At 61.0% G+C, this 22,342-nt stretch carries 18 protein-coding genes and 1 tRNA gene; 8 read left to right on the forward strand and 11 right to left on the reverse strand.

Annotation, left to right across the window (positions count from 1 at the left end; genetic code table 11):
* Window positions 1-6: 6 nt before the first annotated feature.
* From deoA to PG898_RS07280, 5 genes are all read right to left on the reverse strand, one after another.
* Window positions 7-1,338: a thymidine phosphorylase gene (gene deoA / locus PG898_RS07260; RefSeq protein ID WP_270823620.1), complete on the reverse strand. Its 1,332-nt coding sequence runs from the start codon at window positions 1,336-1,338 to the stop codon at window positions 7-9.
* 72 nt (window positions 1,339-1,410) lie between these two features.
* A complete protein-coding gene (gene deoC, locus PG898_RS07265) occupies window positions 1,411-2,184 on the reverse strand; it encodes a deoxyribose-phosphate aldolase (protein ID WP_043128921.1) in 774 nt (257 codons plus the stop codon).
* A 390-nt stretch (window positions 2,185-2,574) separates the two neighbouring features.
* Window positions 2,575-2,745, reverse strand: a complete 171-nt coding sequence (locus PG898_RS07270; RefSeq protein ID WP_005332215.1) for a XapX domain-containing protein — start codon at window positions 2,743-2,745, stop codon at window positions 2,575-2,577.
* Window positions 2,746-2,868: 123 nt separating this feature from the next.
* A complete protein-coding gene (locus PG898_RS07275; RefSeq protein WP_042649780.1) occupies window positions 2,869-4,143 on the reverse strand; it encodes a NupC/NupG family nucleoside CNT transporter in 1,275 nt (424 codons plus the stop codon).
* Between the two features lie 209 nt (window positions 4,144-4,352).
* Window positions 4,353-5,144: a TatD family hydrolase gene (locus PG898_RS07280; protein ID WP_270823619.1), complete on the reverse strand. Its 792-nt coding sequence runs from the start codon at window positions 5,142-5,144 to the stop codon at window positions 4,353-4,355.
* Window positions 5,145-5,183: 39 nt separating this feature from the next.
* Between PG898_RS07280 and tppF the strand changes: the two genes are divergently transcribed.
* On the forward strand, window positions 5,184-5,801 hold the full coding sequence (gene tppF, locus PG898_RS07285) for a type IVa pilus pseudopilin TppF (RefSeq protein ID WP_226171262.1): 618 nt from the start codon (window positions 5,184-5,186) through the stop codon (window positions 5,799-5,801).
* A 233-nt stretch (window positions 5,802-6,034) separates the two neighbouring features.
* Here the strand turns inward: tppF and PG898_RS07290 are convergent, their stop codons facing one another.
* From PG898_RS07290 to PG898_RS07305, 4 genes are all read right to left on the reverse strand, one after another.
* On the reverse strand, window positions 6,035-6,544 hold the full coding sequence (locus tag PG898_RS07290) for a GNAT family N-acetyltransferase (RefSeq protein ID WP_226172973.1): 510 nt from the start codon (window positions 6,542-6,544) through the stop codon (window positions 6,035-6,037).
* 122 nt (window positions 6,545-6,666) lie between these two features.
* Complete coding sequence (gene rlmD / locus PG898_RS07295; protein ID WP_270823618.1) at window positions 6,667-8,019, reverse strand: 23S rRNA (uracil(1939)-C(5))-methyltransferase RlmD; 1,353 nt, start codon at window positions 8,017-8,019, stop codon at window positions 6,667-6,669.
* A 234-nt stretch (window positions 8,020-8,253) separates the two neighbouring features.
* Window positions 8,254-9,681 carry an ammonium transporter gene (amt, locus tag PG898_RS07300; protein WP_270823617.1) on the reverse strand — a complete coding sequence of 476 codons (1,428 nt, stop codon included), beginning with the start codon at window positions 9,679-9,681 and terminating at the stop codon, window positions 8,254-8,256.
* A gap of 970 nt (window positions 9,682-10,651) precedes the next feature.
* Window positions 10,652-10,736: transfer RNA gene (locus tag PG898_RS07305), tRNA-Leu, on the reverse strand.
* A gap of 142 nt (window positions 10,737-10,878) precedes the next feature.
* Here PG898_RS07305 and PG898_RS07310 point away from each other — a divergent pair.
* Window positions 10,879-11,397, forward strand: a complete 519-nt coding sequence (locus tag PG898_RS07310) for an RDD family protein (RefSeq protein WP_005332441.1) — start codon at window positions 10,879-10,881, stop codon at window positions 11,395-11,397.
* A gap of 83 nt (window positions 11,398-11,480) precedes the next feature.
* On the opposite strand, the gene lptG is transcribed toward PG898_RS07310, so the two are convergent.
* Window positions 11,481-12,551: an LPS export ABC transporter permease LptG gene (gene lptG / locus PG898_RS07315; RefSeq protein WP_171277177.1), complete on the reverse strand. Its 1,071-nt coding sequence runs from the start codon at window positions 12,549-12,551 to the stop codon at window positions 11,481-11,483.
* Between the two features lie 25 nt (window positions 12,552-12,576).
* The gene (lptF, locus tag PG898_RS07320) at window positions 12,577-13,689 is read right to left on the reverse strand and encodes an LPS export ABC transporter permease LptF (protein ID WP_005332438.1); all 1,113 of its coding nucleotides are present in this window, start codon (window positions 13,687-13,689) and stop codon (window positions 12,577-12,579) included.
* A 172-nt stretch (window positions 13,690-13,861) separates the two neighbouring features.
* Between lptF and pepA the strand changes: the two genes are divergently transcribed.
* From pepA to pbpG, 6 genes are all read left to right on the forward strand, one after another.
* Window positions 13,862-15,373, forward strand: a complete 1,512-nt coding sequence (gene pepA, locus PG898_RS07325; RefSeq protein ID WP_041206455.1) for a leucyl aminopeptidase — start codon at window positions 13,862-13,864, stop codon at window positions 15,371-15,373.
* A 156-nt stretch (window positions 15,374-15,529) separates the two neighbouring features.
* Window positions 15,530-15,985: a DNA polymerase III subunit chi gene (locus PG898_RS07330; protein ID WP_270823615.1), complete on the forward strand. Its 456-nt coding sequence runs from the start codon at window positions 15,530-15,532 to the stop codon at window positions 15,983-15,985.
* Window positions 15,986-16,050: 65 nt separating this feature from the next.
* Entirely contained in the window at window positions 16,051-18,903 is a 2,853-nt protein-coding gene (locus PG898_RS07335; RefSeq protein ID WP_270823614.1) for a valine--tRNA ligase, read from the forward strand.
* 243 nt (window positions 18,904-19,146) lie between these two features.
* Window positions 19,147-20,439 carry a hemolysin family protein gene (locus PG898_RS07340; RefSeq protein WP_043128915.1) on the forward strand — a complete coding sequence of 431 codons (1,293 nt, stop codon included), beginning with the start codon at window positions 19,147-19,149 and terminating at the stop codon, window positions 20,437-20,439.
* 18 nt (window positions 20,440-20,457) lie between these two features.
* Entirely contained in the window at window positions 20,458-21,123 is a 666-nt protein-coding gene (locus PG898_RS07345) for a DedA family protein (protein WP_005332433.1), read from the forward strand.
* A 136-nt stretch (window positions 21,124-21,259) separates the two neighbouring features.
* Window positions 21,260-22,087, forward strand: a complete 828-nt coding sequence (pbpG, locus tag PG898_RS07350; RefSeq protein WP_270823613.1) for a D-alanyl-D-alanine endopeptidase — start codon at window positions 21,260-21,262, stop codon at window positions 22,085-22,087.
* Window positions 22,088-22,342 lie beyond the last annotated feature (255 nt).

Below are 22,342 nucleotides of genomic sequence, written 5' to 3' on the forward strand. Positions count from 1 at the left end.
CCCTTGTTACAAATCGGCCAGACCGATGCGACGGTAAACCTCGGGCAGTGCCTCTGGTCGAGTGTCACCGATCTTGACGGCTGCCTGCACCATGCGGGCGGCCTCGGCAAATTGAGCTTCTTTCTGAGCGTGGATCAGCGCGAGCGGCTTGTCAGCCTCGACGCTCTGCCCCAGGCGGATAAAGTCGGTCAGACCGACCGCATAATCGAGTTTGTCCCCGGCAGCGCGGCGACCACCGCCCATGGCGACCACGGCCAGGCCCAGTTCGCGGGTATCCATGGCGGTCACGAAACCGGCCTGCGCGGCATACACGGGGCGCACTATGCCAGCCTTGGGCAAATAGCTGTCGTAACGCTCCATGAAGTCCGCCGGACCACCGAGGCCGGTCACCATACGACCGAAGATCTCGGCAGCCTTGCCGTTGTCCAGCACCGCCTGCAACTTGGCACGGGCGTCATGCTCATCGCTGGCGAGGCCCGCGGAGATCAGCATCTCGGCACACAGCGCCAGGGTCACTTCGTGGATGCGCGGGTTGCGATACTCGCCGGTCAGGTAGCGTACCGCCTCACGCACTTCCACCGCGTTGCCAGCGCTGGAGGCCAGTACCTGGTTCATGTCGGTGAGCAGCGCCGAGGTGCGGCAGCCGGCACCGTTGGCCACGGCGACTATGCTCTTGGCCAGCTCCTCAGATGCTTCGAAGGTCGGCATAAAGGCGCCTGAGCCCACCTTGACATCCATCACCAGGGCTTCCAGCCCGGAGGCGAGCTTCTTGGAGAGGATGGAGCCGGTGATCATGGCGATGGATTCGACGGTGGCCGTGATGTCACGCACCGCATAGATACGCTTGTCGGCCGGGGCGAGATCGCCGGTCTGACCTATGATGGCCACGCCGGCCTCTTTCACCACTTTCAGGAAGCGATCGTTGTCGACCGAGGTCTGGTAGCCGGGGATGGCATCCAGCTTGTCCAGGGTACCGCCGGTGTGGCCCAGGCCACGGCCGGAGATCATGGGCACGAAGCCACCGCAGGCGGCGACCATGGGACCGAGCATCAGGGAGACCACATCACCCACGCCACCGGTGGAGTGCTTGTCGACGATCGGGCCGCCCAGGTTCAGATGATCCCAGGTCAGCACCATGCCGGAGTCGCGCATGGCACAGGTCAGGGCCACCCGCTCATCCATGGTCATGTCTTTGAAGTAAACAGCCATGGCCAGCGCCGCAATCTGGCCCTCGCCTATGGTGTTGTTGGTAATGCCCTGGACGAAGAATTGAATCTCTTGGGTACTGAGCGCTTCACCGTTGCGCTTCTTGCGAATGATTTCTTGAGGCAAAAACATCTTTCATTCCCTCCGTGCGCCGTGCACGAACACAGACCGAACAGGGGACGGCATGCAGCCCCCTGTCACCGCTTAGTAACCGCTGGTGTTGGCTGGCTTGTCGCCGTGGCCCAGGGTCGCCAGCAGGCTGGCCAGCAGGCTGGAAGCGCCGAAGCGGAAGGTGCGCGGGGAGACCCACTCCTTGCCCAGGATCTCTTCGGCCATGGCCAGGTACTGACCGGCAACGGCTGCGTCTTTCACGCCACCGGCAGGCTTGAAGCCGACTTTCGGGTTCTTGGCTTTGATCACTTCCATCATGATGCGGGCAGCTTCCGGGGTCGCATTGACCGGCACCTTGCCGGTGGAGGTCTTGATGAAGTCGGCACCGGCGTCGATGGAGATCTCGGAGGCGCGACGGATCAGCGCCTCTTCCTTCAACTCGCCGGTCTCGATGATCACTTTCAGCAGCGCCTTGTCGCCACAGGCTTCCTTACAAGCTTTGACCAGATCGAAGCCGACCTGTTCATTGCCGGCCATGAAGGCGCGGTACGGGAACACCACGTCCACTTCATCGGCACCGTAGGCGACGGCAGCACGAGTCTCGGCCACGGCGATCTCGATGTCGTCGTTGCCGTGAGGGAAGTTGGTCACGGTGGCGATGCGCACGTCGGCGGCACCGATCTCACGCAGGGTCTTGCGAGCAATGGGGATGAAACGGGGGTAGATGCAAACGGCGGCGGTGAGGCCGGCCGGTGACTTGGCCTTGCGGCACAGGTCGATGACTTTCTGATCGGTGTCGTCATCGTTCAGGGTGGTCAGGTCCATCAGGTTCAGGGCGCGTTGGGCGGCCAGTTTCAGATCAGTCATGCTATGTCTCCAAAGTCTCGATAAGTCCCCTCACCCACGATCCGCCGCCACCGAACACACAGGATCGGCGAGGAAAGATCCCGGACGAACGGGATATGGAATTACAGCGCAAATGCACAGGCAATACGGCTGCAAATAAGGCAAGAGCCCTGTCACTTTCTTACAAAAGTGCGGACTTGGTTCCATGAAGACTTGAGAAAGGCCGACAACCGCAGACCCGACTTCCCAATCAATTCCATTTGACCGCCAACACCCACTTCATGTGGGCATTAGTCAATGCCAGCACCCTGCTGGCATCGCCTATTTCAGCCGAGATACCCCTTGTTTGCAAGCCGGATTTGCCAATTTCAGAGGTACCTCACACCCGGCAAATCCAGCACTGGTAGGTGCTTAAGAGAAGAAGCGGGTCAGGATCCAGGAGTAGGCAATCCCCCCCAGATAGACCCCCACAATCCCCATTACCCCGGACAGTACGGGAGGTGCCGGGATCGGCAACTTGAGGAAAGAAAACAACACGCCAACGATAAAGCCGGCAGCAATCGCCAGTAGCACTTCATTCATAAAACCTCCGATTTGACTCATTTTATTATTAGTCTAGAAAGGAAAACGGTTGTCACCGCCCCAAACGAGAACGCCACAGCTTTTCGCTGTGGCGCTCGTTTCAACTTGTCTGTCAGACAAGCATTACATGGCTGTCAGTGCCAGGAAGAAGCCTGCGATGGTGGCAGACATCAGGTTGGACAGAGAGCCGGCCAGTACGGCCTTCAGACCGAACTTGGCGATGGTGCCGCGACGGTTCGGTGCCATGGACCCCAGACCACCCAGCAGGATGGCAACGGAGGACAGGTTGGCGAAGCCGCACAGGGCGAAGGAGATGATGGCCTTGGTGTGGTCAGACATGGCCACGCCGTTGATCAGCACTTCATCCTTCAGGTAGGGAGCGAAGTTCAGGTAAGCCACAAACTCGTTCACTACCAGCTTCTGACCGATGAAGGAACCGGCCACGACCGCTTCGCTCCAGGGCACACCGATCAGGAAGGCCAGCGGGGAGAACAACCAGCCCAGCAGCAGCTCCAGGGAGAGCTCAGGCATGCCGAACCAGCCACCCACGCCGGAGAAGATGCCGTTGATCATGGCGATGAGGCCGATGAAGGCCAGCAGCATGGCACCCACGTTCAAGGCCAGCTGCAGACCGGCGGAGGCACCGGCAGCGGCGGCGTCGATCACGTTGGCAGGCTTGTCGTCCAGATCGCCATCGGCAGAGTTCTCGTCGTAGCTCGGGGTCTCGGTTTCCGGTACCAGCAGCTTGGCGAACAGCAGACCACCCGGGGCAGCCATGAAGGAGGCGGCGATCAGGTATTCCATCTTGACGCCCATGGAGGCGTAACCGGCCAGCACGGAGCCGGCAACGGAGGCCAGGCCACCACACATGACGGCGAACAGCTCGGAGTCGGTCATCTTGGAGATGAAGGGACGCACCACCAGCGGGGCTTCAGTCTGGCCGACGAAGATGTTGGCAGTGGCAGACAGGGATTCGGTACGGGAGGTACCCAGCACCTTCTGCAGACCACCACCCAGCAGCTTGATCACCCACTGCATGATGCCGAGGTAATAAAGAACCGCGATCAGGGAAGAGAAGAAGATGATGACAGGCAGGACACGGAAGGCGAAGATGAAGCCACCGCCACCGAACACTTCGAACATCTTGTTGCTGACCAGACCACCGAACAGGAATTCGATACCGTTCTGACCATAACCGATGACGCTGGAGACGGCGTTGGACACGCTCACCAGAATATCCCGGCCAACCGGGACATACAGCACGAAGGCACCCAGGCCTGCCTGAATGGCAAAGGCACCGCCCACGGTACGAATTTTGATTGCCTTGCGATTGCTGGAGAACAGCACCGCGATAAGGATGAGCGTTGCCATCCCCACCAGACCCATTATCAGATTCATTATTAACACTTCCTCTTTGGTAGCACCTGCCAGCTTGTTAACGTTTTGTGTATGAAAGCCGCTAATCAAGGGTGCGCATTATACTAATTACGGTGCGACAAAATAGAATACTGGTCACATTTTATAAGCCTGAAATGGGCTGAACGTCGTTTAATTAGACCGCAAACGATTTTTATGGGTCCTGTTTTTTATCACACCGGCATCAGTCGTTAATCCGCTGTTAAATTCATGGTCGCACGCGGGAAAAGCCGCAGAGTGGATTCATGTAACACCGAAATAACATCCGCCAGCGGTTGCTGCCGTAATTGCGCCAACAGCAGGGCTATGCTCGGCAGGCTGGCCGGGGTGTTGATCTCCCCCTGGCGCCCCTGCAGCGGCATGTCGGGGGCATCGGTTTCCAGCAGCAAGGCCTCCAGCGGCATGGCGCGGATCGCCTCCCGGGTCTTGTTGGCCCGCTCATAGCTGATGACACCTCCGATCCCCAGCCTGAAACCCAGTTGCCAGAACGCCTCGGCCTGATGCAGGGAGCCGCTGAAGGCGTGAATGACACCGCCTCGCGCCGGTTTGAAGCGCCGCAGGATCTTGGCGACAGTGTCGTTGGCCCGCACCGAGTGGACGATGAGGGGCAGATCATGAGCCATGGCCAGCCTCACTTGCGCCTCGAACAGCGCGAGTTGCCCCTCCTGGGGCACCTGGGTGCGCAAGTCCAGCCCGCATTCGCCGATGGCCACCAGCCCCCTGGGCTTGCCCGCCAGCAGGGCCTCCAGCCTTGCCAGCGCCCCCTCCGTCTGGGCCCCCACATACCAGGGATGCACCCCCAGACCATAACGAATGCCTTGATGGTGCTCGGCCAGCGCCATCACGCGCCCCCAGTTTTCCTCTCCCACGGCGGGGATGATATACTCGCCCACCCCCAGCTGGCGCCACTGGGCCAGCAATGCCTCCCGATCGTCATCGAACACCGGAAAATCCAGGTGGCAGTGGGTGTCTATCAGTTCCATGTCGCGCTTACCTGTTTGTCGTACTCAATGGGTGATTCCATGCCAAAACACCTTTCCCACGGCTTTACCCTGCTCGAACTGGTGCTGGTCATCGTCGTGCTGGCCATCCTGGCGGTCACCGCCCTGCCCCGCTTCATCAATATCCAGGACGACGGGCTCAAGAGCAGCGTCTCGGCGACCGCGGGCGGTTTTGCCAGCGCCGTGCAGCTCGCCCATGCGGGCTGGGCGGTCAAGGTGAAGGGGGAACCGCTGGCACTCTATAACTTTAGCGGCATGGGCAAGCAGGATCTCGACATCAACCACTATGGCTGGCCAGTAGGGACCGATGAAAATCGACCTGGTATGGGGATTGACACCATTTTCCCTGGCGGAAAAAGCAATGAAATATCTGTCAACAGCAGAGCAGACTGCGAGCTTCTCTTCACCGGACTACTCGATACAGAACAAACAGTGGCGGATGAAGATAAAACAGGTGCCGAACCAGATTATATTTCGCAACTCATCCCTGCATACGATCAAACAGAGGCTGGAGGCCTAGAACACAGCAACTGCAGCTATACCCTGCGCGACTCCATCGGCCGCTTCCCCGCTTATCCGGACGGGTTGGGATTTGAGTACAACAGCGTTACCGGGGCCGTGACGCGCAATTTTGATTGAGTGGCGAGGCATCGCCCTCCGACGTAGGCTCCTCCTGCTCGTCCTCATCATGTCGCACCGGCGCGCAGCAGCGCCGGTTCTCCGGAGTGAGTCCCCACTCCTGGCACCAGGCATCGTAGCGAGCCAGCCAACGCAGCAAAATCCCCTTCATGGGCCCTCCTCGTCTCTATTATTCTCCCGCTACAGCCTGCCCCAATCGCGCGCGCCGGGCCAGCCTCACGGGCCCAGCGGCGTCATGGGGCCGTGAACGGCAACAGCAGCCCCATGCTGATCTCGTCGACATAGCCCTCGTCCAGCCGATACGCCTGTCGCCGCAACCCCTCATCCAGGAAACCGCACTTGCGATAAAGTGAATGAGCCGCCTCGTTATGGGCCATCACCCCCAGCTCCAGTCTGCTGATGCCGCAATCCGGCGCACTCGCGATCAGGGTACGCAGCAGCCGCTCGCCCCAGCCCTGGCCGCGCGCATTCGACCGCAATCCCATCACCACCTGGGCACAGTGCCGGTTGCGCGCCAGGCCGCCGCCGATGAGCACGGCAAACCCCTGCACCTCTCCGGCCAGCACCAGCAGCCACATGGCCTGATTGGGGACCGCCGCCATGGCCTCGAGCCGCTGGCGCTGCCCCTCGATATTTGAGGGTCGCTCCCCCACCTCATAGAGCATGAAGCGGGTCTCCCGATCCAGCTGCCCAAAGAAGTGATCCAGCGCCGCTGCATCCTCCACGTCCGCCAAACGAATCATCACCCCGCTCTCCCTGCCTGGTTGTCATGCCGGTCCACGGCCATAAAAAAACGACTCCATTTGGAGTCGTTTTTATCAGAGCCATCTGGCTAATGCCATGCCCTTATGGCGCAGCAGCCCGATCAGGCTTTCGCTGGCAGGCTCAGGCGGGCGACCGCTTCCACGTGCATGGAGTGCGGGAACATGTCCACCGGCTGCACCTCGTCCAGCACGAAGCCCTGCTTGACCAGCCAGGCGAGATCCCGGGCCAGGGTCTGGGGGTTGCAGGAGACATAGACCAGCCGGCGCGGCGCCATGGCGACCAGGGTCTGCAGCACCGCCTTGTCACAGCCCTTGCGGGGCGGATCCATCACCACCACATCGGCAGTCACGCCCTGGGCGTGCAGCTCGGGCATCAGTTGCTCGGCCTTGCCCACGTGGAATTCGGTGTGCTCTATGCCGTTGAGAGCTGCGTTGCGACGGGCATCGCTGATGGCGCTCTCCACCGACTCGATGCCCACCACCTTGGCGGCCTTGCCAGCCAGGAACAGGGAAATGGTGCCGATGCCGCAATAGATGTCGAACACCGTCTCGTTGCCGGTCAGCTCGCTGTATTCAAGCGCCTTGGAGTAGAGCACATCGGTCTGGCTCGGGTTGTTCTGGAAGAAGGAGAGCGGCGAGATCTCGAACGCGAGCTCGTGGATCTTGTCGCGGATCACTCCTTCCCCCAGCAGCACGCGGTTGCTCGTCCCCAGGATGCGGTTGGTGCGCTCGTCATTGATGTTCTGCACCAGGGTAGTGATGGGCAGATCCCTCAGGGCCGCCAGCAGTTCGGCCTCGAAGGGCAGCGCCTCGCCCAGGGTCACCAGCACCACCATCAGCTCGCCGCTCTTGAAGCCCTTGCGGGTCATAAGGTTGCGCACGCAGCCGGTGTGGGCCACCTCGTCATAGGCGGCAATGTCGTGCTCACGCATCCAGCCACGCACCCGGGCATTGAGCTCCACATGCAGGGAGTCCTGCACCGCGCAGTCGTCGGCGGTGATGAGATCATGGGAGTGCTTGCGATAGAAGCCGATCTCGGCGCCGGCCTCGCTGCCACGCACGGCGTACTGCGCCTTGTTGCGGTAGGCGAAGGGGCTGTCCATGCCGAGGATGGGGTTGACCTGGGTCTCACCCAGCCCAACCTGCTCCAACGCGCTCTGCACCAGGGATTGTTTCAGCTTGAGCTGGGCCGGATAGGCCAGCGGGCGCACCTGACAGCCGCCGCACTCGGTGTTGGGGCAGAAATCGGGAACCCTGTCGGCGGACGGCTGGGTCAGCTCGACCAGCTTGCCGTGCAGATAGTTCGGCTTGACCTCGGTCAACTCGACCAGCGCCTGCTCACCGGGCAGCAGACCCTCGACAAACAGGGGGCGATCGAACAGGCGACCCTTGCCATCCCCCTTGTCGGTCAGTTCCAGAATATCGATCTGATGTTGGTGTCCCACTAACGGCATGAGCGGCTCCGAAGGCATAGAAGAAAGGGTGGAAGCAGGGATGACCCAGCTACCCCAAATAAAGGGTGGCAGAGTTTAGCGGAGATCCGGCCAAATTGCAGGCATAAAACGCCCCTTGAAGGAAATAACGGCAGGCAGGATCAGAGCTCGCTGGATGGGGGGCGCCTCATGGGTCACCATAAAAAAACCGCCGGACAAGGCCGGCGGCAGGTAGTCAACGGGAGCCTGAGGGGATCACAGGCTGTAGGCTTTCTCCCCATGGCTGGTGACATCCAGCCCTTCCCGCTCGGCATCTTCCTTGACCCGCAGGCCAATCAGCAGATCCACCAGCTTGTAGGCCACGGCGGAGACCAGGGCAGTCCATGCCACAGTCACCAGCACACCGATGACCTGGATCTTCACCTGGGTCAGGATGGAGTAGCCCTCGGCCACCTGGTTGGTCACATAGTCCCACACCCCGGTGCCACCCAGATCCGGGCTGGCGAACACCCCAGTCAGCACGGCTCCCAGGATACCGCACACCCCGTGCAGGCCGAACACGTCCAGGCTGTCATCGGCCCTCAGCAGGCGCTTGAGACCATGCACCCCCCACAGACCGGCCACACCGCTCAGCAGACCGATGATGAGGGCACCACCGACACCGACGAAACCGGCGGCAGGAGTGATGGCCACCAGACCCGCCACTGCACCGGACACGGCGCCCAGCAGCGAGGGACGGCCCTTCATCATCCATTCGGCCAAGGTCCAGGAGAGCGCGGCACCTGCCGGCGCCAACCAGGTGTTGACGAAGGCCAGGGCGGCCGTGCCGTTGGCTTCCAGCGCGGAGCCGGCGTTGAAGCCGAACCAGCCGAACCAGAGCAGGGCGGCGCCAATCATGGTCATGGTCAGGCTGTGGGGAGCCATGGGATCACGACCGTAGCCGACCCGCTTGCCGACCATGAAGGCACCGACCAGACCGGCGACCGCCGCGTTGATGTGCACCACAGTGCCGCCGGCGAAATCGAGGGCGCCGTGCTGGAACAGATAGCCTGCGGTGGCACCGGCAGCCTCGGCGGCGGCGGCATCCGTGTAGGCATCCGGACCGGCCCAGTACCACACCATGTGCGCCATCGGAATGTAGGCAAAGGTGAACCAGATCACGGCGAACAGCAGCACGGCCGAGAACTTCATCCGCTCGGCGAAAGCACCGACGATGAGCCCGCAGGTGATGGCGGCAAAGGCCCCCTGGAACACCACATAGATGAACTCGCTGATCCCCACCCCTTTGCTGAAGGTGGCGGCAATAGACTCGGGGGTCACCCCGACCAGCAGCAGCTTGTCGAACGAACCGTAAAAGGCGCTCCCCTCGGTGAAGGTCAGTGAATAGCCGTAGATGACCCAGAGCACTGTGATCAGGCAGAACAGGGTGAACACCTGCATCAGCACGCTCAGCATGTTCTTGGCGCGTACCAGGCCACCGTAGAACAGGGCCAGCCCCGGAATAGACATCAGGATCACCAGGGCGGACGCCAGCATCAACCAGGTGTTGTCTCCCTTGTTGATGGTCACGGTCGCGGCAGCCTGCACCACGTCGGCCTGAGCGGCTACCTCTTCTGCCCAACCTGGGGTGGCCATGGTGGCGCTCAGCGCCAGCAGGCCAGTCACTACGAGTCTCTTGAACATACAGCCCTCTCCTTGTCGTCCCGGCACCCGGCCGGGTCCATTTCCTGATATGAATGTCAAACTTGGCCACTTGCACGCATCGTCACATCCAGCGTGCCACCCCCTCGGGCATGACTCTGCGGGCTCTTCATGGCGACCTGATTTATCTAAAGCATAAAGCAGGCCAGAAAATATAATTCTTTATTTTCAATTACTTGAATTTGATTGTGCGATCTGATGCACCATATTGGCGCATCCCGCCCACAATCAGGCAGGGAGGCGCACTTCGGCTGTGCAGTGCCGGGCGTTGCACCAGGATGGCACCTGGGCATACCAAACGGGAAAAATCCCGGGGCAACGGGGGCCCGGCTGGCCCTGACGCTCATTTATTGAACAAATGAAAAACGCCTTTGCATGACGAAGTCACATGATGGCGTAGGTTGGGCATCATTCCTCTGAGGGAGAGGATGGGAGCGCAGAAGGGGATTCACCGCCTGATCTGGTCTGAGCCCGATCTTCCTGACCATACCGGCGCGACCAGGTTTGCCCTGTCACCCGAACGAGGAGCCCATGCCCTGTCTCGCCATGCCCAAAATCAAGGTGTTCGTGCCTGCCCGCGACGTCAGCCTCTCCAGGCAGTTCTATCAGGATCTCGGGTTCACCCTGGCCTCCGGCCTACTTCCATTTCGGGGCGGTGAGCTTCCTGCTGCAGGACCATTACCACGAGGCGCTGGCCGAGCACTTCATGATGCTCATCCTGATGGAGGACGTGGCCGCCTGGTGGGCTCACGGAGAGGAAAGCCAGATCACCCCCGTTACGGCATCAGGGTCACGGAGATCGCCACCCAGCCGTGGCACATGAAGGAGTGCTGTCCCTACGACCTCTCAAACGTGCTGTGACGGATCAGCCAGAGCATCGATTGAGGGGCCGCGAGTGCTGAAAAACAAAAGGCCATCCGCGAGGATGGCCTTTTGTCATTGAATTAGTTGATGGTGCCCGGGGTCGGACTCGAACCGACACGTCTTGCAACGGCGGATTTTGAATCCGCTGCGTCTACCGATTTCGCCACCCGGGCAACTGCGAGGGATTATACGAATGGCGTTTTGGCATGCAAGGTGTTTTTCTTGCACGGCCACCGTTTGCTCAATTATTCAACGCCTTGCCGATGTTCGGCCAGTTACATAGAATGCCCGCATCATATTAATGGAATAATCATCATGGCCAAGCGCAAGACCCCCTCCTCTCTCCAGCCTCCCCCCCAGCACCAGCACCCTTCGGCTGGGCTGCTGCGGCGCCTGGGTGCCCTGCTCTATGACTACCTGGTGGTCATCGCCTTGCTGATCATCGCCGGTTTCATCGGCATGGGGGTGGCGCAACTGCTGCTGGCCACCGGCATGGCGACCGTACCCGAGGGCAAGGATGCGGCCTGGCTGCTGACCAGTCCCCTCTACAGCGCCTGGCTCGCCCTGGTGATCTGCGGTTTCTACACCTGGTTCTGGACCCGCGCCGGCCAGACCATCGGTATGCGCGCCTGGCGCCTGCGCATCCAGAATCTGGACGGCAGCAACATTCGCATCACCCAGGCCCTGATCCGGCTCGCGACCTCGGCCTTCGGTCTCGGCAACCTGATGTGCGTGTTCAATCGTGCACGGCCCCGCGCCTTCCAGGACATCTGGGCCGAATGTGAAGTGGTGGTGCTGAGCAAGCAGGAGAACCTGGAGCAGCTGAACAAGTGACCAGCCGAGTACGAGACAAGAAACAAGAAGGGCACCCACTGGGTGCCCTTCTTGTTTCTTGTCGTCTCACACCACAGCCAGTGTCACTGCTTGCGGCTCAGGATATAGAAGGAGATGCCACCAAACAGCAGGCTGGGTGCAATGGCAGCCAGGATGGGCGGTACCGCATACACCAGGCTGACCGGGCCGAATACCCGATCGCTCACATAGACAGCGAAGCCGGTCATGATCCCCATCAGCATCCTGGCCCCCATGCTCACCGAGCGCAGCGGGCCGAAAATGAAGGAAGACGCAAGCAGTATCATGGCCACCACCGACAGCGGCGACAGCAGCTTACGCCACATCTCCAGCTTGTAGCGTCCTGCGTCCTGCTTGTTAGCGTCCAGATAGCCGATGTAATCCCGCAGTCCCGAGATGGGCAGGTTTTCGGGATCAATGCTCACCACCCCCAGCTGCTTGGGAGTCAGCTCGGACTGCCACTGCATCTGGGCATGTTTCTCGTCCAGGATCTGCTTGGGATCGTCGAAGCGGGTGATGTGCACCTGCTTGAGCAGCCAGTGATGCTGCTCGAACACCCCTTCCTGCGCCTGGACCACGTCGATCAGGTTGCGGGACGGAGTGAAACGATACAGGGTGATACCGGTCAGGGCGCCGTCGTTGCGCACCCCGTTGATATTGACGAAGTTGTTGCCATCCCGCGCCCAGACACCGTAGGCCGAGACGGTGAGTCGCCCTTCTGACATGGCACCCGCCTTGATGTCATCCGCCATCCGCTTGGCGGCCGGGGCTACGTACTCGCCCATCAGACCGACCAGCAGCATCAGGGGGATCGCCGTCTTGAGCGCCGCCATCACGATGCTGATCTTGGAGCGACCCGATGCCTGCATCACCACCAGCTCGGAGCTGGTGGCGAGCTGACCCAGGCCGATGAGGCCACCCAGCAGGGCCGCCAGGGGGAAGAACAGCACCGCCTCCTTGGGCATGGAGAGCAGCACGAAATAGAGGGCGTTGAGCATGTCGTAATTGCCCTCCCCCACGGCTTTCAACTGCTCCACATATTTGATGAGCGCCGCCAGCCCGACCAGGGTCAGTTCACACAGCAGGATCGACATGAAGATGACCCTGCCGATGTATCTATCGAGAATGCCGAACATCAACAGAAACTCCTATGTTGCAGCATCATGCTGATTTGCCTTTGAAAAAGTGGCCCTTGACCCCGTTCCACCAGCTGGTGCCCTGCAGGTTGAGCGGCACCCCGATCAGCAGCAGATAGACCAGCGGCACCAGGAACATGCCTGGCCAGTGAGGCAGACGCCCGCTGTCGATGGCTGAACGGGCGGCACTGAGCAGCAGGAAATAGGAGAGATAGAGCAGGATGGCCGGCAACAGCTTGGCGTAACGCCCCTGGCGGGGGTTGACCCGGGCCAGCGGTACCACCAGAACAGTGAGGACCAGGATGGAGAAGGGCAGCGACAGACGCCACTGCAGCTCGGCCATCAGCTGATTGTCCTGGGTACCCAGCAGCGCCATGGTCGGCTTGGCCGCCGCCTTGCGGTTGGAGCGCTCCATCTCCTGCTGACGGATTACCAGGCTGTATTCGCTGAACTCGGAGACCTGGAACTGCTTGCCGGTGAACTGACCTTCATAGCGGGAACCGTCCTTCAGAGTCAGCCATTGCAGGCCATTGCTGTCGGCGGTCACCTGTCCCTCGTTGGCCACCACCACGGAAGGGGGCGAACTCCCTTCGGCACGCTGTAGCACGAAGATCTTCTGCAACTCGGATCCCTTGTCGTTCAGATCCTGGATGTAGGCAACCAGGCGCCCCTTGTCGAGCTCCATGAAACGGCCGGCCTGCAGGAAGGAGATGCCAGGATCGGCCTTGAACTCGTCGATCACCTGATACTCGCGCTCCTTGGCCTGGGGGGCGATCCAGCCGGTATTGAATGCGGCGACGGCTGCTGTCAGCAGAGCCAGCAGCAGGGCACTGCCCATCACGAAGCGGTGGCTGAAGCCTACCGCATGCATCACCGTCATCTCGCTTTCCGCATACAAACGACCGTGAGCAAACAGAATGGCTAAAAACAGACTGATAGGCAGCATCAACAGGGCCATATTCGGCAGGTTGAGCAGCAGCAGGGTGGAAACCAGGCGCGTCGGCACCTCACCATCGGCAGCATCGCCGATGATCTGGATAAATTGCTGGCTGACGAAGATAAGCAGCAGTACGAACAGCACCGCCAGCTGGGTTTTCAGGGTCTCCCTGAACAAATATCGGAAAACGATCACAGTCATTCCCAAGTAAACTTGTGTTTTTAGTCGAATGCCTGAAAAATAGGGCCCTATATTGGATTTTTACCAGTTTGAACTGCGGAGCCTGTGGCTGTTCGCTCCGCCTCTGATACCCCAACAAGCACCGCATTATTCAATAAATGGTGCCTTTTGTCTTTAGGATGTAGGAGATTCCATGGAGTTCAGTGTAAAGAGTGGCAGTCCTGAGAAGCAACGCAGCGCCTGCGTCGTGGTCGGCGTTTTTGAGCCTCGCCGCCTCTCTCCGGTTGCCGAACAGCTGGACAAGATCAGCGACGGCTACCTCAGCTCGCTGCTGCGCCGCGGCGATCTGGAAGGCAAACCAGGCCAGATGCTGTTGTTGCATCAAGTACCGGGCGTGCTCAGCGAGCGCGTGCTGCTGGTCGGGTGCGGCAAGGAGCGGGAACTCGACGAACGCCAGTACAAGCAGATCATCAACAAGACCATCACCACCCTGAACGAGACCGGGTCCATGGAAGCGGTCTGCTTCCTGACCGAGCTGCACGTCAAGGGCCGGGATACCTATTGGAAGGTGCGCCAGGCGGTGGAAACCACCAAGGCGGGCCTCTACAGCTTCGATCAATTCAAGACCAACAAGGCCGAACCGCGCCGTCCGCTGCGCAAGCTGGTATTCAACGTGCCGACGCGTCGGGAACTGACCATAGGCGAGCGCGCCATCACCCACGGCCTGGCCGTGGCGAAAGGGGTACGCATCTGCCGCGACGTGGCGAACATGCCGCCCAACGTCTGCAACCCGGCCTACCTCGCCTCCCAGGCCCGCCGTCTGGCGGATGCCTATGACAACATCACCACCAAGGTGATCGGCGAGCAGGAGATGGCAGAACTCGGCATGAACTCCTACCTGGCGGTGGCCCGCGGCTCCGAGAACGAAGCCATGATGGCCATCATCGAATACAAGGGCAACGCCGACGCCAAGCCCATCGTACTGGTGGGCAAGGGACTGACCTTCGATTCGGGCGGCATCTCCATCAAGCCGGCGGACGGCATGGACGAGATGAAGTACGACATGGGCGGCGCCGCCTCCGTGCTCGGCACCATGCACGCCCTGGCCCAGTTGCAGCTGCCCATCAACGTCATCGGCGTGCTGGCAGGCTGCGAGAACATGCCGGGCGGCAACGCCTATCGCCCGGGTGACATCCTCACCACCATGTCCGGCCAGACCGTCGAGGTGCTCAACACCGACGCCGAGGGTCGCCTGGTGCTGTGCGATGCCCTCACCTATGTGGACCGCTACGATCCCGAAACCGTGATCGACGTGGCGACCCTGACCGGCGCCTGCATCATCGCCCTGGGTCACCACACCTCGGGTCTGCTGGCGAACCACAACCCGCTGGCCCACGAGCTGCTCAACGCCTCCGAGCAGGCCGGCGATCGCGCCTGGCGCCTGCCCCTGTTCGACGAGTATCAGGAGCAGTTGGAGAGCCCGTTTGCCGACATGGCCAACATAGGCGGCCGTCCGGCCGGCACCATCACCGCCGCCGCCTTCCTGTCGCGCTTCACCAAGAAGTACAACTGGGCCCACCTGGACATCGCAGGGACCGCCTGGAAGAGCGGCAAGGATAAAGGTTCCACCGGTCGCCCCGTGCCCCTGCTGACCCAGTTCCTGCTCAATCGAGCCGGCGTGGCGGACGTCGAAGACAAGGAGTAACCCCTCTCTTCAGATGCCCGCATCAGGGGAGTGGTACCACAAGGAAGAGGCTCGCCTCTTCCTTGTTTCATTGAGAGAATCCGGGAAGACCGTGCCTGGCACGGCGCCCCGCAGACGGCCAATCGCTGTCCGTCACAGCCAAACGGGACCAACCTGATGAGCCAAGTGACCTTTTACCTGATGAGTGAGCCTGACGACGCTCAGGCGTCTGCGGTCGAACACCTCGCCTGCCAGCTGGTGGCCGATGGCTGGAGTGCCGGCCACCTCTATCTGTTTTGCAACGACGAGGCCCAGGCTCTGCGCCTGGACGAACTGCTGTGGCAACTGCCGCCGGATCGTTTCGTGCCGCACCAGTTGCAGGGGGAGAGCGGCCAGGCCCCGGTGGAGATAGGCCATCAGCCACCGAAGCGGCGCTATGCCCGCCTCATCAACCTGGCCGAGCAGACACCTTTGTTTGCAGGACACTTCGCTCAAGTGGTAGATTTTGTCCCCACTGACGAAACGCAAAAGCAGCAAGCCCGCGAGCGCTACAAGCACTATCGCCAGGCGGGTCATGCCCTCGAGATGAGGGATCAGCCCGTCCTTGCCGCACCGGATCCGGCGCAGCCCTGACTGCGCCACCCTCGATCCACGACGACTCAACACCAGACTCCATCCATCCAGAATACGGCGAGACCATGGAAAAGACTTTTAATCACAATGCCATCGAACAGGCGCTCTATCAGCACTGGGAAGCCCAGGGTTACTTCAAGCCCCACGGCGACACCAGCAAAGACTCCTTCTGCATCATGATCCCGCCGCCGAACGTCACCGGCAGCCTGCACATGGGTCACGCCTTCCAGCAAACCCTGATGGATACCCTGATCCGCTACAACCGCATGCAGGGCAAGAACACCCTGTGGCAGGCGGGTACCGACCACGCCGGTATCGCCACCCAGATGGTGGTTGAGCGCAAGATCGCCGCCGAAGAGGGCAAGACCCGCCACGATTACGGCCGTGAAGCCTTCATCGACAAGATCTGGCAGTGGAAGGAAGAGTCCGGTGGCACCATCACCCGCCAGATGCGCCGCCTGGGCGACTCCGTGGACTGGGAGCGCGAGCGCTTCACCATGGATGAAGGCCTCTCCGCCGCCGTGCAGGAAGTGTTCGTCCGTCTCTACGAAGATGGCCTGATGTACCGCGGCAAGCGCCTGGTGAACTGGGATCCGAAACTCAACACCGCCATCTCCGATCTGGAAGTGGAAAACCGCGAGATCAAGGGCCACATGTGGCACCTGCGCTACCCCCTGGCCAACGGCGCCAAGACAACCGAAGGTCAGGATCACCTGATCGTCGCCACCACCCGTCCGGAGACCATGCTGGGCGATACCGCCGTGGCCGTGAACCCGGAAGACCCCCGTTACAAGGCGCTGATCGGCCAGCACATTCTGCTGCCACTGGTGAACCGCCTGATCCCCATCGTCGCCGATGAACACGCCGATATGGAGAAGGGCACCGGCTGCGTGAAGATCACCCCGGCCCACGACTTCAACGACAACGAAGTGGGCAAGCGCCACAACCTGCCGATGATCAACATCTTCACCCTGGACGCCCACGTGCGTGCCGAGGCCGAAGTGGTCGACACCAACGGCAACCCCAGCACCGCCTACGACGCCGCCCTGCCGAGCGAGTTTGCCGGCATGGAGCGCTTCGCCGCCCGCAAGGCCATCGTCGCCAAGCTGGACGAGCTGGGCCTCTTGGCCGAGATCAAGGATCACGTGCTGCAACAGCCTTACGGCGATCGCGGCGGCGTGCCCATTGAGCCGATGCTGACCGACCAGTGGTACGTGCGCGTGGCCCCCATGGCCAAGACCGCCATCGAAGCGGTGGAAGATGGCCGTATCCAGTTCGTGCCGAAACAGTACGAAAACATGTACTTCTCCTGGATGCGCGACATTCAGGACTGGTGCGTCTCCCGTCAGCTGTGGTGGGGTCACCGCATCCCGGCCTGGTATGACGACGCAGGCAACGTCTACGTGGGCCGTGACGAGGCGGAAGTGCGTGCCAAGCACAGCATCCCGTCCGTGACCACCCTGCGTCAGGACGAAGACGTGCTCGACACCTGGTTCAGCTCCGCCCTGTGGACCTTCTCCACCCTGGGCTGGCCGAACAACACCGAGGCGCTCAAGACCTTCCACCCGACCGACGTGCTGATGAGCGGCTTCGACATCATCTTCTTCTGGATTGCCCGGATGATCATGATGACCATGCACTTCATCAAGGACGAAAACGGTCAGCCGCAAGTCCCGTTCAAGACCGTCTACATCACCGGCCTTATCCGTGACGAAGAAGGCCAGAAGATGTCCAAGTCCAAGGGCAACGTGCTGGACCCCCTCGACATGATCGACGGCATCTCGCTGGAAGATCTGCTGGAGAAGCGCACCGGCAACATGATGCAGCCGCAGATGGCCGAGAAGATCGGCAAGCGCACCGCCAAGCAGTTCCCGGAAGGGATCGAGGCACACGGTACCGATGCCCTGCGCTTCACGCTGGCGGCGCTGGCCTCTACCGGCCGTGACATCAACTGGGACATGAAGCGCCTGGACGGCTACAACAACTTCTGCAACAAGCTGTGGAACGCCTCCCGCTATGTGCTGATGAACACCGAAGATCAGGACTGCGGCCTGCACGGCGGCGAGATGCAGTTCAGCCTGGCGGATCGCTGGATCCAGTCCCAGCTGCAGGTCGCCATCCGCGACTTCCGCACCGCGCTCGATACCTATCGCTTCGATATCGCGGCCGGCGTGCTGTACGAATTTATCTGGAACCAGTTCTGCGACTGGTATCTGGAGCTGACCAAGCCGGTGCTGGGCAAGGGCTCAGAGGCCGAGCAGCGCGCCACCCGTCACACCCTGGTGACTGTGCTGGAGACCCTGCTGCGTCTGGCGCACCCCATCATCCCCTTCATCACCGAGACCATCTGGAAGTCGGTGGCTCCGCTGACCGGCGTGCACGCCGACACCATCATGATTCAGGCTTTCCCGGAGTTCGATGCCGCCAAGGTAGACGACGCCGCGATGGCGGATCAGGAGTGGGTGAAGGAGTTCATCGTCGGCATCCGCAACATCCGCGCCGAGATGAACGTGGCTCCGAGCGTAGCCCTGAACGTGCTGCTCAAGTGCGATGGAAAGGACGCCCAGCGCGCCGGTGACAACGAGGCCTTCCTCAAGTCCCTGGCTCGTCTGGAATCTATCCGCGTGCTGGCGGACGGTGAAGTCGCCCCCCTGTCGGTGAAGAAGCTGATCGGTGCTACCGAGTTGATGATCCCCATGGCGGGCCTCATCGACAAGGATGCCGAACTGGCCCGTCTGGCCAAAGAGGTGGCCCGTCTGGTGGGTGAATGCGGCCGTATCGAAGGCAAACTCGGCAACGAGGCCTTCGTCGCCAAGGCACCGGATGCCGTCATCGCCAAGGAGCGCGAGAAGCTGGAAGATTACCGTCTCCAGCTGACCAAGCTTGAGGCCCAGCAGGCCGAGATCGCCGCCCTCTAAGTGCCCTTCGCCAGTCCCAAAAGCCCCCGTCCATCGGGGGCTTTTCATTTTCCGCCCCCTGATGGCAAACCCGTGGCTATCATCCCGATGCCTGGATGACGACGAGTCCGTGATGGACGGATGCCCCGCAGCCCAACGTTGAATTGAAAAATTCACGAGCCACATCACCTCCTTTCACAAGCGCATCGCCCGCAAATTCATTACACTGCCAGCGATCTTTTCTACCGGGAGTGCTGCTGCAGTATGGAAATATTGATCCTGTTTGGATTGATTTTGCTCAATGGCGTCTTCGCCATGTCGGAAATCGCCATCGTCACCGCACGCAAGGCTCGTCTCAGCAAGATGGCCAGCGAGGGGAGCCGCTCTGCCGCCATCGCCCTCAAGCTGGGAGAGGATCCGACCCATTTCCTCTCCGCCGTCCAGATCGGCATCACCAGCATAGGCCTGCTCAACGGTATCTACGGTGAGTCACTGCTGGCCCAACCCTTCGCCCTCTGGCTGCAGGAGTGGGGTCTCTCCCCCAAGAGCAGCAGCCTGTTCGCCACCGTCATCGTGGTGGTACTGGTGACCTACCTCTCTATCGTGGTGGGGGAACTGGTGCCCAAACGCCTTGGCCAACTCAATGCCGAACGCATCGCCTGCCTGGTGGCACGCCCCATGCTGTGGCTGGCGACCCTGACCCGCCCCTTCGTCTGGCTGCTGTCCGCCTCCACCAACGCCAGCCTGCGCCTGCTGCGAGTCGATCAGAGCAGCAGCAACAACGTCACCCAGGAGGAGATCCACGCCATCCTGGTAGAGGGCTCAGAGGCCGGCATCATCGAGGATCACGAACACACTATGTTGCGGAACGTGTTCCGCCTCGACGAACGCAGCCTCTCCTCCCTGATGGTGCCCCGCAGCGACATCCGCTATCTGGATCTCTCCCTGCCGCTCGAGACCAACCTGCAGCGACTGGTGGAGTATCGCCACAGCTTCTTCCCGGTCTGTGACGGCAGCCTCTCTGACCTGGTGGGCATCCTCAACGTCAGCAAGGTGCTGCACGCCTACATCAAGGGGGAGCCCATCGATCTGGCGGCCCTCACCCAGGACGGCAGCCTGCTGCCGGAGACCCTCAACGGCCTGGAGCTGCTCAACCACTTCCGCGCCCACGCCGAACACATGGTGCTGGTGGTGGACGAATATGGCGAGCTGCAGGGGCTGGTCACCCAGCAGGATCTGCTGGAGACGCTGGCGGGCGACTTCCAGCAGGAAGACGGGGAGAACAACTGGGCCTTCCAGCGTGCCGATGGCAGCTGGCTGCTCGACGGCCTGATCCCGCTGCCGGAATTGAAGGACTGTCTGGAGCTGGTTCGCCTGCCGGAAGAAGAAAAACATCACTATCACACCCTCGGAGGGCTTATCATGCTGCTCCTTGGCCGCCTTCCCCAGACCGGAGACCTGGTCACCCTGGAACAGTGGCAACTGGAAATCGTGGATATGGACGGCCTGCGCATCGACAAGGTGCTTGCCATGCCCTTGACCGACCAACCCAGCTAACCTGCGGAGTTTGCATGTATGGAGCAGTTTTACCACCTGGCTCACGCCTTCATTCATCAGGATCTGGCGACCCTGTCCGACCCCAAGATGGTCTTCATGGTCTACATAGTCCTGCTGACCTTCCTGGTGCTGGAAAATGGCTTCATCCCGACCGCCTTCCTGCCCGGTGACACCCTGCTGATCCTGACCGGCGTGCTCATCTATCAGGGGGTACTGCCGCTCGCAGTCATCCCGCTGCTGATCCTGGCGACCTTCTTCGGCACCTGGCTCGGTTACATGCAGGGGCGCTTCCTCGGCCACACCCAGATGTACCACAGGCTGATGTCCCATCTGGACGAGAAGCACAAGGAGAAGGTGCACTACCTGCTCAACAAGTACGGCATCATCACCCTGATCACCGCCCGCTACATTGCCTTCGTGCGCACCGCCTATCCCTACATCGTCGGCGCCAACGAGATACCCCAGGGTCGCTTCCTGGTGGTGAACCTCATCAGCTCCATCATGTGGATCTGCCCTCTGGTCGGGCTGGGTTACTATCTGAGCCACACCAAGCTGGCCGCGCAGTATGAGTCCCAGTTCCTCAGCATCATCCTCTGCCTGCCGCTGGTGCTGCTGGTGGGCGGCTTGATAGCGCTGGTCTGGCGCTGGCTGAGCAAACGCAAGGTCCACGTCTCAAGGGATTGAGACAAATCACAGGGGTCGCCGGCAGGCGGCCCTTTTTTATGGAAATAGTGACGAATTCCATCGTCACGCTCTTGTAAAGCGAGGGCAAAAATGAGTGAATCTAGCGCCTTTTTTCGCTGTGGATGGAGTCGGTTGTATGGGGTGTCGGATTCGCGCAATCGCGCTGGTATGTGGATTGATGGGACTGCTCGGATCGCAAGCAACCCTGGCGGCGCCCAACCCGGCCAAGCTGCAACTGAAATCGGGCAGTGCCCTGGTGATGGACATCAACACGGGCAAGACGCTCTACCAGAAGAACCCTGCCCAGGTGCGCCCCATCGCCTCCCTCACCAAGCTGATGACGGCCCTGGTGGTGCTGGATGCCCGCCAGAACCTCAATCAGACCCTGACCATAGATCAGAACGACAGGGACAACATCAAGCACACCTACTCCCGGGTGCGTATGGGCACCAAGGTGAGCCGCCGTGACGCCCTGCACCTGGCGCTGATGTCCTCCGAGAATCGTATGGCCTCTGCCCTCGGCCGCCACTATCCGGGTGGCCGCTCGGCCTTCATTCGCGCCATGAACAACAAGGCCAGGCAGCTCGGCATGCGCAACAGCCGTTTCTACGACTCCACCGGCCTCTCGACCCGCAACGTCTCCACCGCCCGGGATCTCGCCAAGCTCATCGCCGCCGCCTATCGCCAGCCGCTGATCCGCCAGTTCACCCAGGACACCAACAAGGAGATGCGCTTCAGCACGCCCGCCTACAGCCTGATGTTCAACAACACCAACCCCCTGGTGAAGAACCCGGACTGGGACGTACGCCTCTCCAAGACCGGCTACACCGACGAGGCGGGCCGCTGCCTGCTGATGCGCGCCAAGCCGGACCAGCAGGAGCTCGCCATAGTGCTGCTCAACTCCGTGGGCAAACGCACCCCTGTCGGCGATGCGAACCGCATTCGCAAGTGGCTGAAAAGCTGACTCTCTCCACGAAGACAAGAAAGGATGCCGCGGCATCCTTTTTTATTGCCTGCCACAGGCTGCTGTTGGCCACCAAAGCGTTCAACGTCCAGAGCCTGGGTTCATATGCCAACGAGCACAGAGCGTGCTTGCAACAGCGCCTGTGAGTGGCTGAAGGTGTCATAGGTGATGACAAGACGCCGAGTAGCCGGGCCTGATAGGGATCGGAGGAAAGATAAGGCGATAACGGAGAGTCGTGTGGCGGGAACAGCAAGC

It is taken from the genome of Aeromonas sp. QDB31 (assembly GCF_027707605.1).
Taxonomy (GTDB): Bacteria; Pseudomonadota; Gammaproteobacteria; order Enterobacterales; family Aeromonadaceae; genus Aeromonas; species Aeromonas media.